Raw genomic sequence first — 13,209 nt, forward strand, 5'->3', positions numbered from 1 at the left:
TGGGCTGGTTTTCACGGTGATTCGCTCCTTCATGAGAATGCGTGAGAAATTCACACATAGTTGCACTCTCGTCCGGGGACCTTGGAGAAACCATGATTATCCAGCCCCGACATGGGTGGTTAGGAGTGGCGCTTTGTCTAGCGTTGGATTCGGTAAAGGTTTGTGATCACCAAAGAAGTGGCAAGTCACCTAGAACGGTCAAACTCATCATCTCGAATTTGGCCGATAAATCGATTCTGTAACACGATCAGTCGATATTCACTCGCGACGGCCACCGGGCGCGATCCTCTCCCGGCGTTAGGCGTCACATTTCTGTAAGAAATGATCCCTAGTCTCCCTCCCCGGTGCGGGATAACGTTCCGACATCAACCGCATGAAAGGTATCGACAGCATGACTATTTCTCGGCGACAGGTTTTGTTATTAGGTGGTGTGGGCGCGGTGGGAGCGGGCTTATTGACGCTACCCCTGCGGAATGCGGAAGCAGGAGCCGCGAGCGCTCTTGACCCGAGCGAGTTGCCCCGACCGTATCAAACACCGTTCGTTCAGGCGCCCATTTTGCGACCTGATCGATCGGGTATTGATCCCGTCGACGGGGCGCCCACGCAGTATTACACTCTCGCGGCGATGGCGGCCAGTGCCGCTATTCTTCCGCGGCTGAAGACCCCAATTCTTGGGTATAACGGTATTTTTCCTGGCCCGACCATCAGCGTCGAACAGGGGACGAAGGCTGTGGTGCGCATGCGTAATCAGCTGCCCGCCACGCATCCGTACGACGGTCACCCGCTCTACTCGTCCACGCACCTGCATGGATCGGCCTCGCTGCCGCAATATGACGGCTACGCAAACGACATCACGAATCCGGGATTTCGCAAGGACTACGTGTACCCCAACTTTCAACCGGCCCGCACCTTGTGGTACCACGATCATGCGGTGCATCACACCGCGATCAACGTCTACTCGGGCCTGGCCGCGCAGTACCACCTGCACGATCCGCTGGAACGAGCGCTCCTTCCCCAGGGAGAATTCGACGTTGCGTTGACCATTAATGACGCCATGTTCGCGGTCGACGGATCGCTCGCTTACGAGGACAACAGCCACTCCGGGCTCTGGGGCGATGTGGTTTTGGTCAACGGCAGGCCGTGGCCGGTCATGAAGGTCAAGAAGCGCGTCTACCGGTTCCGCGTCGTGAACGCCTGCATTTCCCGGTCGTTGCGTCCAACCCTCAGCACGGGCGATCCCGTAACGATGGTCGCCACCGACGGCGGGCTGATGCCCGTGTCCCAGTCTGTGGCGAGCTGGCGCCACGGCCCGGCCGAGCGCTATGAAATTCTGATCGACTTCCGTAAATACAAGGCGGGCCAACGGATCGAGCTGCGCAACATGTCGAATAAAAACAACGTCGACTACGAGTTCACGAATTCGATCATGGCTTTCGACGTCGTTCCGGACCCGGTCGACACGAAAGATCCCACCTGGAACACGATTCCCGTGCAACTGGCTCCTAGTGAAGTGATGGCGCTCAAGCCTTCCGCAACGACGATTACGCGCCCGTTCAAAATAGCCCGCAATAACGGTTTGTGGACCATTAATGGCACGACATGGGAGCCGATCGTTGCCAGCGGATTCCGTGACGTGGCGGCGAATCCAGACCTGAACGCGGTCGAAATTTGGGAATTTCACAACCCAGGCGGCGGCTGGTATCACCCCATGCACATCCACCTGATCGACTTTCAAGTTCTCAGCCGAAACGGGCAGGCCCCGTTCGCATACGAGAAGGGGCCGAAGGACGTCGTGTATGTGGGCGAGAACGAGAAAGTGCAGGTACTGATGAAGTTCGGGCCACACACCGGCCGATACATGATTCACTGCCACAACACCGTGCACGAGGATCACGACATGATGGTTCAGTATCGCGTTGGACCCGAGGACGCGGCAGACACCATCACGAACAATCCGATAACGGCGGCCCCGGCACAATGGGACACCGGACTAGCCTGACCCAAATAAAAGTGGGGCAAAGTGTGACAACTGGCCACCGTGGTGCGAGCGCGACGCGCGTGCGCACCACGGTGGCAGTCATCGTGACGTTGGCCTTGCTTTTAGGGTTGCGTCTGTGGGTTGTCGAACCGCTGATCGTTTCGTCCAACAGCATGGAACCGACAGTGCTTCGCGGAAGCATAATTTTTCTGATGAAGACCTCGCCATCAGCGGATGCTTTCACCGCCGGGCGGCTCGTGGTCTTTCAAAGTCCCAAGGACGGTCACACGACGATCAAGCGAGTGATCGCTGTCGGGGGCCAGCGGGTCGACATTCGCGATGCCATCCTGTACGTGGATGGGGCCCGGGTTAGTGAACCCTTCGTGGATCACAGTCGAATCGATGGGACATACTTCGGCCCGGTGACCGTGCCGGCGGGTCACGTCTTCGTTCTCGGCGATAACCGCGCTGTGTCCATCGACTCGCGCGAATTCGGCGCCGTACCGCTGGATAACTTCGGCATGTCACTATTGTGGCCCCACGAGTAGGCAATGGTGTTTGTAGCCTACGCAGTACTACAAAACCAAGAAATGATAATCGACGTGATCTTATTGTTCATGGTCTCTCCCTATTGGTGTGACTTCAGTCGTGGGGAACCGTCTTGCACCTTATGGTTATGGAATGGACATAACTCAGTGGCGGCAGTATCGGTGGGCGGCCGGGTTGCTCCTGGTTCAGGGCGTACTTATGGAAGGGGTCGTCTTCAATGGCGCCCTTGTTCTTATCGTTATGCAGATCCCGCAGGCATCCATTGTCGAAAATGCCGATATTTTCGCCCTTCCCTATTTGCAGGACAATCTTTATCTCATGATGGTCATGAGCGGGGTCTTTGCGGGTCTGCGTATATGTGGCGCGGTCGGGCTGCTGCGGAACCGACTATGGGGACTGGGGCTGTCCTTGGTCAATTGCATCGTGACGTTAATGCTGATGATCTTTCTGCTTCCCGCCGGCATTTTAGACGGGCTGTTATCGGGTACCGCGCTTGTACTGTTGCTCTTCGCCCGACTCGGCCAGAAGCGCGCGATCTGCCCACCTGGCATCCCGTCGACACTCCGGAAGATACGGCGAGGGGATGCTGCCTGCTGCGCTTCGCAGCACGTTCGGCTTACGAAGGCCGCATGACTCTGCCATTCTCAAAGAATGGATTGGCCCACGCCTGAACCCGTTTTTTCTGCGCGACTTTTGCTGGAACCGCTGTCAGTGGAGCATGCGCCCGCAATGGTCGAAGCTTTGGTCGACCCTTCGCTTTATGAATACACCGGCGGAGAAATACCATCACTCACGGTGCTGGAGAACCGTTACTCCAGGCAAGCCGTTGGGCACTCTGCCGATGGATCGCAGTGGTGGTTGAACTGGGTTGTCAGCAATCGAGATTCAGGGAAAGCGGTGGGATTCGTACAGGCAACCGTCAGAGACGACGGGTCAAGTCTGGTGGCTGACATCGCTTGGGTGATTTCACCGAAATGGCAAGGGCAGGGGATTGCTTCTGAGGCCGCCCAGGCGATGGTCGCCTGGTTGAGATCACACGGAGTCCACCGTTTCACAGCGCACATTCATCCGAACCATCAAGCGTCTATGAAGGTGGCGCAAAATCAAGCCCTCCATGCAACCCCATCGACGAAAGATGGTGAAACTCGCTGGGAATCCCAGCAACCGTAGCGCGGCTGCTCGGCCCGGTCGCCGCGCTCGCTGCCGTTGACGACGGTGTGTCCTTTGCCGCAGACCTCGCCGTGACTCCGCTCACGGCTGCCATGGTGGTGGCGATGACCGTCGCGGCATCCGCGGCGACCGCGGGCAACCGCATCCGTCGGACGCACTCGGCCACGTTCCGTTCCGTGAGCGGCCTCGTGGTTGCCGTGTTCATGGTGAGTGTCTTCGCGGGCGCCGCAACGACCGCCGACCGAAGCGCTGCCCCCAGCGTTGAGCCGGGATTACTTGCCGTCAGTACCCTTATCCAATACCTGGAACCCAGCTCAGACGCGCCCGACCCCGCGGAAACGGATGCAGAATGCGCGCCCCTCGCCGCAATTCCAGGCATCACCGGGGTGGTCACCGTGTACCGGCGTGACTCGGGTGACGGCCCCGACGTGGGCCGGCTCTTGCTCTTGGCGGATGCCGCGAACGGCCTCGGCCTCGGAGCGGTTCCGTCTGCGGCCGTCGTCTCCGTCAATAGCGATGTCCTGACAGGTGCGCTCGCTGTGTTCACCCCAGCGGAAGCAACCGATGTGGCGAAGCTCACGCCGAGCATCCTGCTCCTTGGCACTGACGGGTCAACGCCCGCGCTGGAACGGGCGCGAACGGCGTTGCAGTCAAGCACGATTTTCACAACTGGAGGGGTGCCCGCGGGCACCCGAACGGACCTCGCCGACGATCGACTGCAGTCCATGGCGGCCAGTTATGCCACCCTGACCTACGCCGTTGCCGCCAGTCGGCTGGGGAAAACCACGAATTTGGCCGCGATTCGCTACGAATGACCGCCTACTGCAGGATGGATCTCATGCGAAAAAGAACTGACGAGTCGACCCCGGGGGACCGCCGCACCCCGCGGGAACAAGCCCTTGCCGCATTTACGGCATTAGCCCTCCCGGTCCGGGTGTCCCTCCCGAGCATCGTGACCCTCGTCGAGCAGTCAAGAAAGACGCACATCTCGATCGCATCCTCGTCGCTGCTGAATGGAACCGAAATTTGCGGTCTTTGGCTGTCGCGCGACACCGACGATCTGATCTTCCACGTCGAAACGGATTCGGAACACCATCGGCAGCAGATTGTCTGTCATGAGTTGGCGCACATGATCTTGCGCCATGACGAGGTGACCGGCCCGACGTCACACGGAGTGCTCGGAGCGGACAGCCTGGGAATCGCGTTCGGCCGTTCCGATTTTCGCGACGAGTTCGAGCTGGCGGCCGAGGCGCTGGCCGACCTCCTGACCGGCGCCATCCGCACCAGCACCAAGGAGCCCGCAGGCTTCGAGGGAGTTTTCGGATGATGCAACTGATCGTCGCCCTGGCCCTCTGGGGACTCGTGAGCGCGTTGGTGGTCGGTACCCGCCGGCGCACTGATCAGAGCATTCTCTATGCCGCCATCATGATTGCGCTCTCGCTGACCCTGAACATTGACGCGGTGTACTTTGCGGCAGACGGGCTTCTCGGGGGCCGAAACTATGCGGACCTGCCCGCAAACCTGCTCCTTCTCCTGGGTATTTATTTCCTGTCGCGGGCCATTTTGCGCGCATCGTCGCCCAGCCGCGCGAACGCGTCGGCCAGGCCCTTTCGGATCGGGGCCATCATCACGGCCGGCCTCATGGTGACGACCTTTATCTTCATCGACGCGCCCACAACCTCGGGAACGTTCATGCAGGACTTTGGCAACCAACCCGCAGCAGCCGCTTACTCCCTGATCCAGTTCATCTATTTGGGCATCGTCATGGCCTTGACTGGAATGATCTGCCTGCGCTTTGCCGCACGCATGAGTACCCCGGCTCGTCGACTCGGGTTCCGTATCGTGGGCGCCGGTTGTGGCGCGGCCGTTCTCACTGTGCTCAGCGTCGTGGGCATGGATCTTGCGCATGTCTTCGGAGCGATGTCCCTGCTCGCCCTGTTTGCGAGTGCCTACGATGTGCTGAACCTGACCGCGATCCTGCTCCTCTGCTTCGGATTATCTCTCCCGCCGATTCTGGGGGGGGTAAGCACGAGGTTCAACCGGCGAAAACTTGAGGCGGCTCTCCCCGACCTCACTCGCATCTGGGTCGACGTTTCTGCCCAACACCTCGAGTTGGGCGGCGTGGCTCACCCCAACGCACCAGGTTCGGTATCACGCGACGTCGACACCGTTGTGCACCGCATGCTGGTCGAGATCCGTGACGCTCTTCTGCTCAACCCGACAGCTCGCGACCGGCTTTCAGATGAAGATCTCGCGTTGCTCACAGCGACCGAAACGCGCATCGGTGCGCAGCGGACATCCGCGTGAGACTCGCTTATCTGGTGGCCGCCGGCAGTCTGGTCGCCGGAGGGCTGGCGATTGCGAGTCTGATGATTGCAAGTCTGGCCGTAGTCAGACAGATCGTGAGAACGGATGCGCCCAGGCGCGAACGACTCCGCGTCCTCGCGGTCGATGACGTGTCGTCGTCGCCGTATACCGTGACGCTACCGTTGAACGCGGCGACACAGGCGCCGGGCCAGTACGCGATCTGGTTCGACTCCGGCCGCGGCTATGCACAGCTTGGGGCAGTCCTGGCCGTTGATGAGCGTGCCTCCATCGTCACGCGTGAGGTCGTCAGCGCGCGCGGCACACCGCTTCGAGCAGGCCTCTCGGCGAGGTGGAGCGGTGTCGTACCGTCCCAAGCAGCGGATGTTGGACTGCCGTTCACCGCCGTCATCGTTTCGACCGCACTCGGCCTCGCGCCCGCCTACCGCTTCGATGCCCCGATCGACCGGCCACCCGCCTCGACGTGGGCGATCCACATCCACGGGCAGGGCGCGAGCCGGGCCAGCCCGCTGCGCGGCGTTCCCGTCGCCCATCGTGCCGGCCTCACGTCGCTCGTGGTCTCGTACCGCAACGACCACGAGGCCCCGAGCTCGCGCGATAGAAAATCGATGCTGGGCCAGACCGAGTGGCGCGATATCGACGCAGCCCTCGACTACGCCGTGGCCCACGGCGCCGAAAGCATCATTCTCGTTGGCTGGTCGATGGGCGCGATGATCGCTCTGCAGCTCACCCGGTCATCGCAGCATCGGAAGCGAATCATCGGGCTGTGCCTCATCGCCCCGGTCGTGGATTGGCGGTCGACGATTCTCGCCGCCGGCCGCCGAGCCCGCGTGCCGGCTCTCGTGACTCGCCTGGCGCTGGGGGCGCTCGAAAGTCCCTTGTGGCGCCGGGCAACCGGACTGCAGGAGTCGATGCACCTTTTAGATCTCGACTGGATCGACAACGGCTCCGACCTCAACGTCCCAACGCTGGTACTGCACAGTTTCGGCGACCTCTCCGTTCCGATCGCCCTGTCGCGAGCATTCGCGGATGCCCACACAGGCCTGGTCGAGCTCGTCACGCTACCCCCAGCTCCGCACACACTCGAATGGAACAGAAGTCCCCACCGGTGGGAATCCGCTCTATCCGATTGGCTCTATCGCGTACAGCTGTCGAGAAGTCCCTGGCGCAGCTCGGAATAAGGCCCAGAGCCAACGACCAGACCGCAATGAAACCAGCGTCTCAACTCCACTGGCGTCTCGAGCCTTGACAATTGCCGCGAACATGATTGGCTCGTATTACGTGATTTTCTCCGGAACAGTAGCCCCGTGAAAGGAGGTGGCTCGTGAGCCACCACGCCGTTATCAACCCCGCCACCGGCGAGACCATCAAGACGTACCCACAAATTTCGGGTGGTGAACTCGAGCAGGTCATCGCAGCGGCAGACAAAGCCCACGTCGGCTGGTCGCGGTCTTCTTCGGCCGCTGAGCGGGCCGCCCTCTTGCGCCGGGTTGGTGATTTGCATGAGGAGCGTCGCGACGAGCTGGCGGCCCTGATCGTGCGCGAGATGGGAAAGCCCGTCGATCAAGCGCTCGGCGAGGTCGACTATGCAGCCGACATCTACCGGTACTACGCCGAGAACGCGCAGGAATTTCTGAAGGACGAACCAATCACCCTTCGCAGCGGCGAAGGTTCCGCCTTCATGCGCTCTAAATCGCTCGGTGTGCTCATCGGTGTCATGCCGTGGAATTTCCCGTATTACCAGGTTGCGCGCTTCGCCGCACCGAACCTCATGACCGGCAACACGATCATCCTCAAGCACGCGTCGCAGTGCCCGGAGTCGGCCGCGGCGATCGAGCAAATCTTTCACGACGCAGGCTTCCCGGCTGGTGCCTATACCAATGTGTACGCGGACAGCGAGCAGGTCGCTACGATCATCGCCGACCCGCGGATACAGGGCGTCTCCCTCACCGGTTCGGAGGGCGCCGGCGCGGCCGTTGCCGAGGTCGCCGGCCGCCACCTCAAGAAGGTCGTGCTGGAACTGGGCGGATCAGACCCGTTCATTTTGCTGAGCACCGACGACATGGCCGCCGCAGTGGATGCCGCCGTCGCCGGTCGCCTCCGCAATGGCGGGCAGGCCTGCGATGCCGCCAAGCGATTCATCGTGATCGATGAACTTTACGATGAGTTCACGGAGAAGTTCACCGCCGCGATCCTGGCGTGCTCTCCCAGCGATCCGACCGTCCCCGGGGCAGACTACGGACCCATCTCGTCCCTCGACGCGGCAGACCATCTCGCGGAGCAGGTCGAGCGCGCAGTCGCGCAGGGAGCGACCCTGGCGACCACGGGCAAACGGTCTGGTAACTTCTACCCGTCTGGCGTGCTCACCGATGTCACGCGAGACAACGACACATACCACGAGGAGTTCTTCGGACCCGTAGCATTCGTCTACCGGGCGGCCTCCGAGGATGACGCCGTCATCCTGGCGAACGACACTCCCTTTGGGCTGGGCTCCTACCTGTTCACGACCGATCCCGAGCAGGCACTACGAGTTGCCGACCGCATCGAAGCCGGCATGGTCTTCGTCAACCTCGTCGACGCCGGCAGTGCAGAGCTACCGTTCGGCGGTGTGAAAAGAAGCGGCTTCGGGCGCGAACTCGGACACTACGGTGCCAGCGAATTCGTCAACAAGAAGCTCATCCGCATCGGCTGAGCATCGCCGACCTCGGCGGCCGACGCGGCGATTGCCGTGTGGCCGCCGATTTTGGCGTGACACCACACCACGCTGCAGGCAGATCCGTCCTTATCCCGGCACCGCCGCTCGGAGGGTGCGTGGCCGCTCAACCGTCGCCGCACGTTCTCGTGCGCGCAGGTCCTTACGCAGAATCTTGCCGGAGGCCGACTTCGGAATCACCTCGATGAACTCGACCGCCCGCACCTTCTTGTGCGGGGCGACCCGCTCGCTGACAAAGGCTATGACCTCCTCGGCCGTGACCGCAGACTCAGCCACGGTGACGACGAAGGCCTTCGGTATCTCCTGGCCGTCGGCATCCGCTGCACCGATCACAGCCGCATCCGCGATCTGCGGGTGGGTGAGCAGCAAGGCCTCGAGTTCGGCCGGCGCTATCTGATAGCCCTTGTACTTGATCAGCTCCTTGCTGCGGTCGACGATGGTCACCTCGCCGAGCGCGTTCACCGTGGCAATGTCGCCGGTGTGCAGAAACCCGTCGGCATCGATGGTCTCGCGGGTGGCCTTCTCGTTATTGAGATAGCCGAGCATCACGTTCGGGCCGCGTACCAGCAGTTCGCCCCGTTCGCTGACCCCGCTCGAGGGAGCCTCGATCTCGTCCCCGGTCTCGGTCGAGACGAGCTTGCAATCCATGTTCGGCACCGTCACACCCACCGAGGCGCGTGACAGGTGCGGAGCATCGATCGGAATCAGGTGACTCACCGGGCTCACCTCGGTCATTCCGTAGCCCTGCAGAATGCGACAGTCCAGCCGGGCGGCGACGGCCGCGGCGAGGGCGCCGTCGAGCGGCGCGGCCCCGGAGAGAATGGTATGCACGCTCGACAGGTCGTATTTTTCGACCAGCGGATGCTTCGCCACGGCCACCGCGATGGGCGGCGCGATAAAGATGTAGCTGCAGCGGTGGTCCTGGATCATGCGCAGAAATTCGACGAAGTCGAACTTGGCCATGGTGACGAGGGAGGCGCGCTGTTTGAAGGCGAGATTGAGCAGAACCGTCATTCCATAGATGTGGTAGAACGGCAGCAGCGCGAGCACCTTGTCCTCTGGAACGACGCCGATCAGGTCGCGCGCCTGCTGCACGTTCGCGATGAGGTTGCGATGGCTGAGCATGACGCCCTTGGGCGCTGCGGTCGTGCCAGAGGAATAGGGCAGAACGGCCACGTGCGTGGCCGGGTCGATGGTCACGGCCGGCGCTGGGGCATCCGCTGCCAGCAGATCAGAGAGCGACCGATGCCCCGCCTCGCCATCGATCACCACGATGCGCTCGTCTGGAATACCCGACGCGTGCGCCGCCGCCTTGGCGCCCGGCAGCAGCGGCGAGACGGTGATGAGCCAGGTGGCGACGGAGTCGTGGAGTTGGCGATGGATGTCGTCGGGGGTATAGAGCGAGTTGATGGTGGTGACGGTGGCGCCCGCGCGCAGGATGCCGTGGAAGACGGCCGTGAATTGAGGCGTGTTCGGGCAGAGCAGGCCCACAACCGTGCCGGGGCCGACGCCGTCTGCGGCAAGAGCCCCAGCCACCCGGGTGATCTGATCGACCAGAGCGCGGTAGCTGAGCTCCGCTCCGCTGACCCCGTCGATGACGGCGGTGCGATCGAGTTCGGCCTCGCTCAAGTTCTCGAACAGGTAATCGAAAATGCTGACGTCGGGAATCTCAACGGGAGCGTAGGGGCTCGTGAACACAGGGATCTCCTTCGATCGGATGTGGCGTGCCCACGGTACCGCCCTGCGCTGGGGTGAAACTGTGCATATGACCACAGTCACGCTCGTTCACTTGCCGCTGCCCGTTCACCTGCTGGTTACCCGGCGCACCATCATTGTTGGCACGGTCTGCTTAATGTGACTAAACGTAATGGCCTCGATTGAGGAAGGTTTCACGTGGCAATCTGCAGCGCTTTTTCCCGCGACATTTGCGTGAAGACGTCGGCCCCGGTATCGCGGATGCGCGGACGGCCTCTGCGCTCGCTCCGCGGTCAGGTCGCCAGCGGAATCGTCGGCCCTGGTCAACCCGACGTGGTGATGCGGAGCGCTGCCGAGGTCAGTGCTCGTTTGCCGCTCGCCCCCGGTACGGCACGGGGCGGGGCGATGCTTGCGTGGGATCTTCAGGTCAATCCGCGCCAGGCCGAAGCCGGCCTTGCCGCGTACCTGGCCAATCGGGGCGTCGAATGTCGCTACCGAACCGCGGTGACGGCCGTGCGTCCCGGTCGGGTCACAACGACCCGGGGGTCGATCGATTCCGGAACGGTCATCGTGGCGATCAACCACGACATCGACCAGCCCGAACCCGGCGTCTATCTCGTCGCGGCAACTACCGGGATCGGTATGACGACCGGACTCGGTCTCGGTCTCAGTCGCAGTCGCAGTCGTAGTCGTAGTCGTAGTCGTAGTCGTAGTCGTAGTCGCAGTCTCGCTAAGCACGTCATCGCAACCGTATGCGATTCACCCATCTCCCTCACCCTGAAAGGCACCCCATGAGCACCGCACCTTTTTCCCTTGATCTTGATCTGGACGATTTGGACACCGAAGACGTTGACGTCGAGCTCGTCGTCTTCGACATGGCCGGCACCACCGTGACCGACGACGGACTGGTCGAGCGGGCGTTCGCGCTCGCCGCCGAGCGCAGCGGGTTGACGGACACCGCTGATGAGCTCGCGGAAGCCATCGAGTTCGTGCGCGAGACCATGGGGCAGTCCAAACTGGATGTCTTTCGCGAACTGACCGACTCCGAAGAAGCGGCCGTCGCCGCGACGGCCGAGTTCGAAACCGCTTACGGTGAACTCGTCGAACAGGTCGGGGTGACGGCGATCGCGGGTGCGGCCGACCTGTTCCAGGAACTGCGGGACGCTGGCGTGAAGGTGGCCCTGGTCACGGGATTCTCTCGGGCGACGCAGGACACGCTCATCGACTCACTCGGTTGGGACGACCTCATCGACGTCAGCCTCTGCCCGGCCGAAGCCGGCCGTGGCCGGCCCTATCCCGATCTGCCGCTCACCGCGCTGCTGCGCACCGGGGCGTCGAGCGTTGCTGCCATGGTTGTCGTCGGCGACACCGCGAGCGACATGCTCTCCGGCCAGAGCGCCGGCGCCGGCCTGATCGTGGGAGTCCTGACCGGCACGCATGACACCGCCACCCTCGAAGATGCCGGGGCCGATGTCGTCATCGAGAGCGTCGCCGACCTCGCCGAACTGCTCGGCCTGCGTGAGGAGACGATCGAGTAGTCATGCCCGAACACGATCCGGTCGCTGACCACATGCCGCTGCCCGCCCTCACCCTTGGAGTCGGTCGTGAGGTGGTATTGCCGCGCGCCGCGGAAGCTATGGTCTGGTCGGGCGTTGGCCAGCCGCTCGCGTGCGTGGCGGTACCCGGCGTGCTGCTGCGGCCCGGTGATGTGCTGGTCGAAGTGGAATTGGCCACGGTCTGCGGCTCAGACGTACACACAGTGCTCGGCCGCCGTTCGGCCGCGAAACCGCTCGTGCTCGGGCACGAGCAGATCGGCCGTATCGTCGCCGTGACCGAACGGTCATATGCCGCAAATGGAATGCCGCTGAGGGTTGGGCAGCGAGTGGTCTGGTCGGTCGCCGTGAGCTGCGGAACGTGCCCGCGCTGCCGCCGTGGCGTGCCCCAGAAATGCCTCGAGCTGGTCAAATACGGCCACGAACGGATGCAGCGGGGCTGGGAACTGCGCGGAGGTTTTGCCAGCCATGTGCAGGTGCGTGGCGGGACGGCGGTCGTCGTCGTCGACGAGCAGGTTCCCGCCACGGTTCTGGCGCCGGCCTCCTGCGCGACCGCCACGGTTGTCGCGGCGCTGGGGGCGGCATCCGTTCTCGTGCCGCTGGCCGGGGCTACCGTGTTGGTAACCGGTGGCGGAATGCTCGGGGTCACGGCCTGCGCGATGGCGACGGATGCCGGGGCGCTCGTGCTCGTCAGCGACCCCGATCCGGCTCGCCGACAGCTCGCGCTCGCGTTCGGGGCCGCGGCGGTCGCGGACCCTGGGGCACCGCGGGAATCACCGACCGGGGTAGCGAGCGTGCTCGCCGCGCTCCACGATGCGGGGGCTGCCGAGCCGACGATCGCCCTCGAACTGAGTGGCGCCCGACTGGCCGTGCACACGGCGATAGACCTGATCGGTATCGGCGGCGTGGTCGTGCTGGTCGGCAGTGTCTCACCGGGGGAGCCGGTGCTGCTCGACCCAGAGTCGATCGTGCGCCGCCTGATCACCGTGCGCGGCGTGCACAATTACACGCCGGACGACCTGCAGCAAGCAGTGACGTATCTCAGTGGAGCGTGGCATCGGCATCCGTTCTCGGCTCTGGTCGGAACGACGTTTCCCCTCGAGAAAGCGGATGCCGCGCTCACGCTGGCCGCTGCCGCACGCCACCCCCGTGTCGGCATCACCCCGCAGCAGCCAGCGACGCTCGGCTGACCGGCCCCGCGCGTCGGGTGCGGAGATCATGGCGCA

At 62.9% G+C, this 13,209-nt stretch carries 13 protein-coding genes; 12 read left to right on the forward strand and 1 reads right to left on the reverse strand.

The window, feature by feature from the left end; all coding sequences use genetic code 11:
• Nucleotides 1–556: 556 nt before the first annotated feature.
• The 9 genes from E3T27_RS02755 (at nt 557) to E3T27_RS02795 (ending at nt 8,714) form a co-directional block, all read left to right on the forward strand.
• Nucleotides 557–1,999, forward strand: a complete 1,443-nt coding sequence (locus E3T27_RS02755; RefSeq protein ID WP_241992086.1) for a multicopper oxidase family protein — start codon at nt 557–559, stop codon at nt 1,997–1,999.
• Nucleotides 2,000–2,022: 23 nt separating this feature from the next.
• Nucleotides 2,023–2,526 (forward strand): signal peptidase I, encoded by a 504-nt coding sequence (lepB, locus tag E3T27_RS02760; RefSeq protein ID WP_241992087.1) that lies wholly within the window; start codon nt 2,023–2,025, stop codon nt 2,524–2,526.
• A 133-nt stretch (nt 2,527–2,659) separates the two neighbouring features.
• Complete coding sequence (locus tag E3T27_RS02765) at nt 2,660–3,160, forward strand: hypothetical protein (protein WP_241992088.1); 501 nt, start codon at nt 2,660–2,662, stop codon at nt 3,158–3,160.
• Nucleotides 3,161–3,178: 18 nt separating this feature from the next.
• On the forward strand, nt 3,179–3,697 hold the full coding sequence (locus tag E3T27_RS02770; protein ID WP_104197411.1) for a GNAT family N-acetyltransferase: 519 nt from the start codon (nt 3,179–3,181) through the stop codon (nt 3,695–3,697).
• A 47-nt stretch (nt 3,698–3,744) separates the two neighbouring features.
• Nucleotides 3,745–4,512, forward strand: coding sequence for a hypothetical protein (locus E3T27_RS02775; protein WP_134571488.1), 768 nt, complete (start codon nt 3,745–3,747; stop codon nt 4,510–4,512).
• 23 nt (nt 4,513–4,535) lie between these two features.
• Nucleotides 4,536–5,024, forward strand: a complete 489-nt coding sequence (locus E3T27_RS02780; protein ID WP_134571489.1) for a hypothetical protein — start codon at nt 4,536–4,538, stop codon at nt 5,022–5,024.
• A complete protein-coding gene (locus tag E3T27_RS02785) occupies nt 5,021–6,004 on the forward strand; it encodes a hypothetical protein (RefSeq protein ID WP_134571490.1) in 984 nt (327 codons plus the stop codon). Before E3T27_RS02780 ends, E3T27_RS02785 begins: the two co-directional genes overlap by 4 nt.
• Nucleotides 6,001–7,203 carry an alpha/beta hydrolase family protein gene (locus tag E3T27_RS02790; protein ID WP_134571491.1) on the forward strand — a complete coding sequence of 401 codons (1,203 nt, stop codon included), beginning with the start codon at nt 6,001–6,003 and terminating at the stop codon, nt 7,201–7,203. The genes E3T27_RS02785 and E3T27_RS02790 overlap by 4 nt, the downstream gene beginning before the upstream one ends.
• 143 nt (nt 7,204–7,346) lie before the next feature.
• Nucleotides 7,347–8,714 carry an NAD-dependent succinate-semialdehyde dehydrogenase gene (locus E3T27_RS02795; RefSeq protein ID WP_134571492.1) on the forward strand — a complete coding sequence of 456 codons (1,368 nt, stop codon included), beginning with the start codon at nt 7,347–7,349 and terminating at the stop codon, nt 8,712–8,714.
• 90 nt (nt 8,715–8,804) lie between these two features.
• Here the strand turns inward: E3T27_RS02795 and E3T27_RS02800 are convergent, their stop codons facing one another.
• Nucleotides 8,805–10,433, reverse strand: coding sequence for an AMP-binding protein (locus tag E3T27_RS02800; protein ID WP_134571493.1), 1,629 nt, complete (start codon nt 10,431–10,433; stop codon nt 8,805–8,807).
• Between the two features lie 195 nt (nt 10,434–10,628).
• Here E3T27_RS02800 and E3T27_RS02805 point away from each other — a divergent pair, with 195 nt between their 5' ends.
• The 3 genes from E3T27_RS02805 to E3T27_RS02815 are packed head-to-tail and all read left to right on the forward strand — an operon-like array spanning nt 10,629 to nt 13,173.
• Nucleotides 10,629–11,225 carry an FAD-dependent oxidoreductase gene (locus tag E3T27_RS02805; RefSeq protein ID WP_166786075.1) on the forward strand — a complete coding sequence of 199 codons (597 nt, stop codon included), beginning with the start codon at nt 10,629–10,631 and terminating at the stop codon, nt 11,223–11,225.
• Nucleotides 11,222–11,968 carry a phosphonatase-like hydrolase gene (locus tag E3T27_RS02810; protein ID WP_174722165.1) on the forward strand — a complete coding sequence of 249 codons (747 nt, stop codon included), beginning with the start codon at nt 11,222–11,224 and terminating at the stop codon, nt 11,966–11,968. Before E3T27_RS02805 ends, E3T27_RS02810 begins: the two co-directional genes overlap by 4 nt.
• A 2-nt stretch (nt 11,969–11,970) precedes the next feature.
• The gene (locus tag E3T27_RS02815; protein WP_241992089.1) at nt 11,971–13,173 is read left to right on the forward strand and encodes an alcohol dehydrogenase catalytic domain-containing protein; all 1,203 of its coding nucleotides are present in this window, start codon (nt 11,971–11,973) and stop codon (nt 13,171–13,173) included.
• Nucleotides 13,174–13,209: the final 36 nt, after the last annotated feature.

This window comes from Cryobacterium lyxosi, from assembly GCF_004403345.1.
GTDB classification, from domain to species: Bacteria; Actinomycetota; Actinomycetes; order Actinomycetales; family Microbacteriaceae; genus Cryobacterium; species Cryobacterium lyxosi.

What these genes read in the sequence shown, in the direction of transcription:
- E3T27_RS02815 (WP_241992089.1), top strand. Translation starts at nt 11,971, where the DNA reads ATGCCCGAACACGATCCGGTCGCTGACCACATGCCGCTGCCCGCCCTC.
- E3T27_RS02810 (WP_174722165.1), top strand. Translation starts at nt 11,222, where the DNA reads ATGAGCACCGCACCTTTTTCCCTTGATCTTGATCTGGACGATTTGGAC.
- E3T27_RS02780 (WP_134571489.1), top strand. Translation starts at nt 4,536, where the DNA reads ATGCGAAAAAGAACTGACGAGTCGACCCCGGGGGACCGCCGCACCCCG.
- E3T27_RS02785 (WP_134571490.1), top strand. Translation starts at nt 5,021, where the DNA reads ATGATGCAACTGATCGTCGCCCTGGCCCTCTGGGGACTCGTGAGCGCG.
- E3T27_RS02765 (WP_241992088.1), top strand. Translation starts at nt 2,660, where the DNA reads ATGGACATAACTCAGTGGCGGCAGTATCGGTGGGCGGCCGGGTTGCTC.
- E3T27_RS02770 (WP_104197411.1), top strand. Translation starts at nt 3,179, where the DNA reads ATGGATTGGCCCACGCCTGAACCCGTTTTTTCTGCGCGACTTTTGCTG.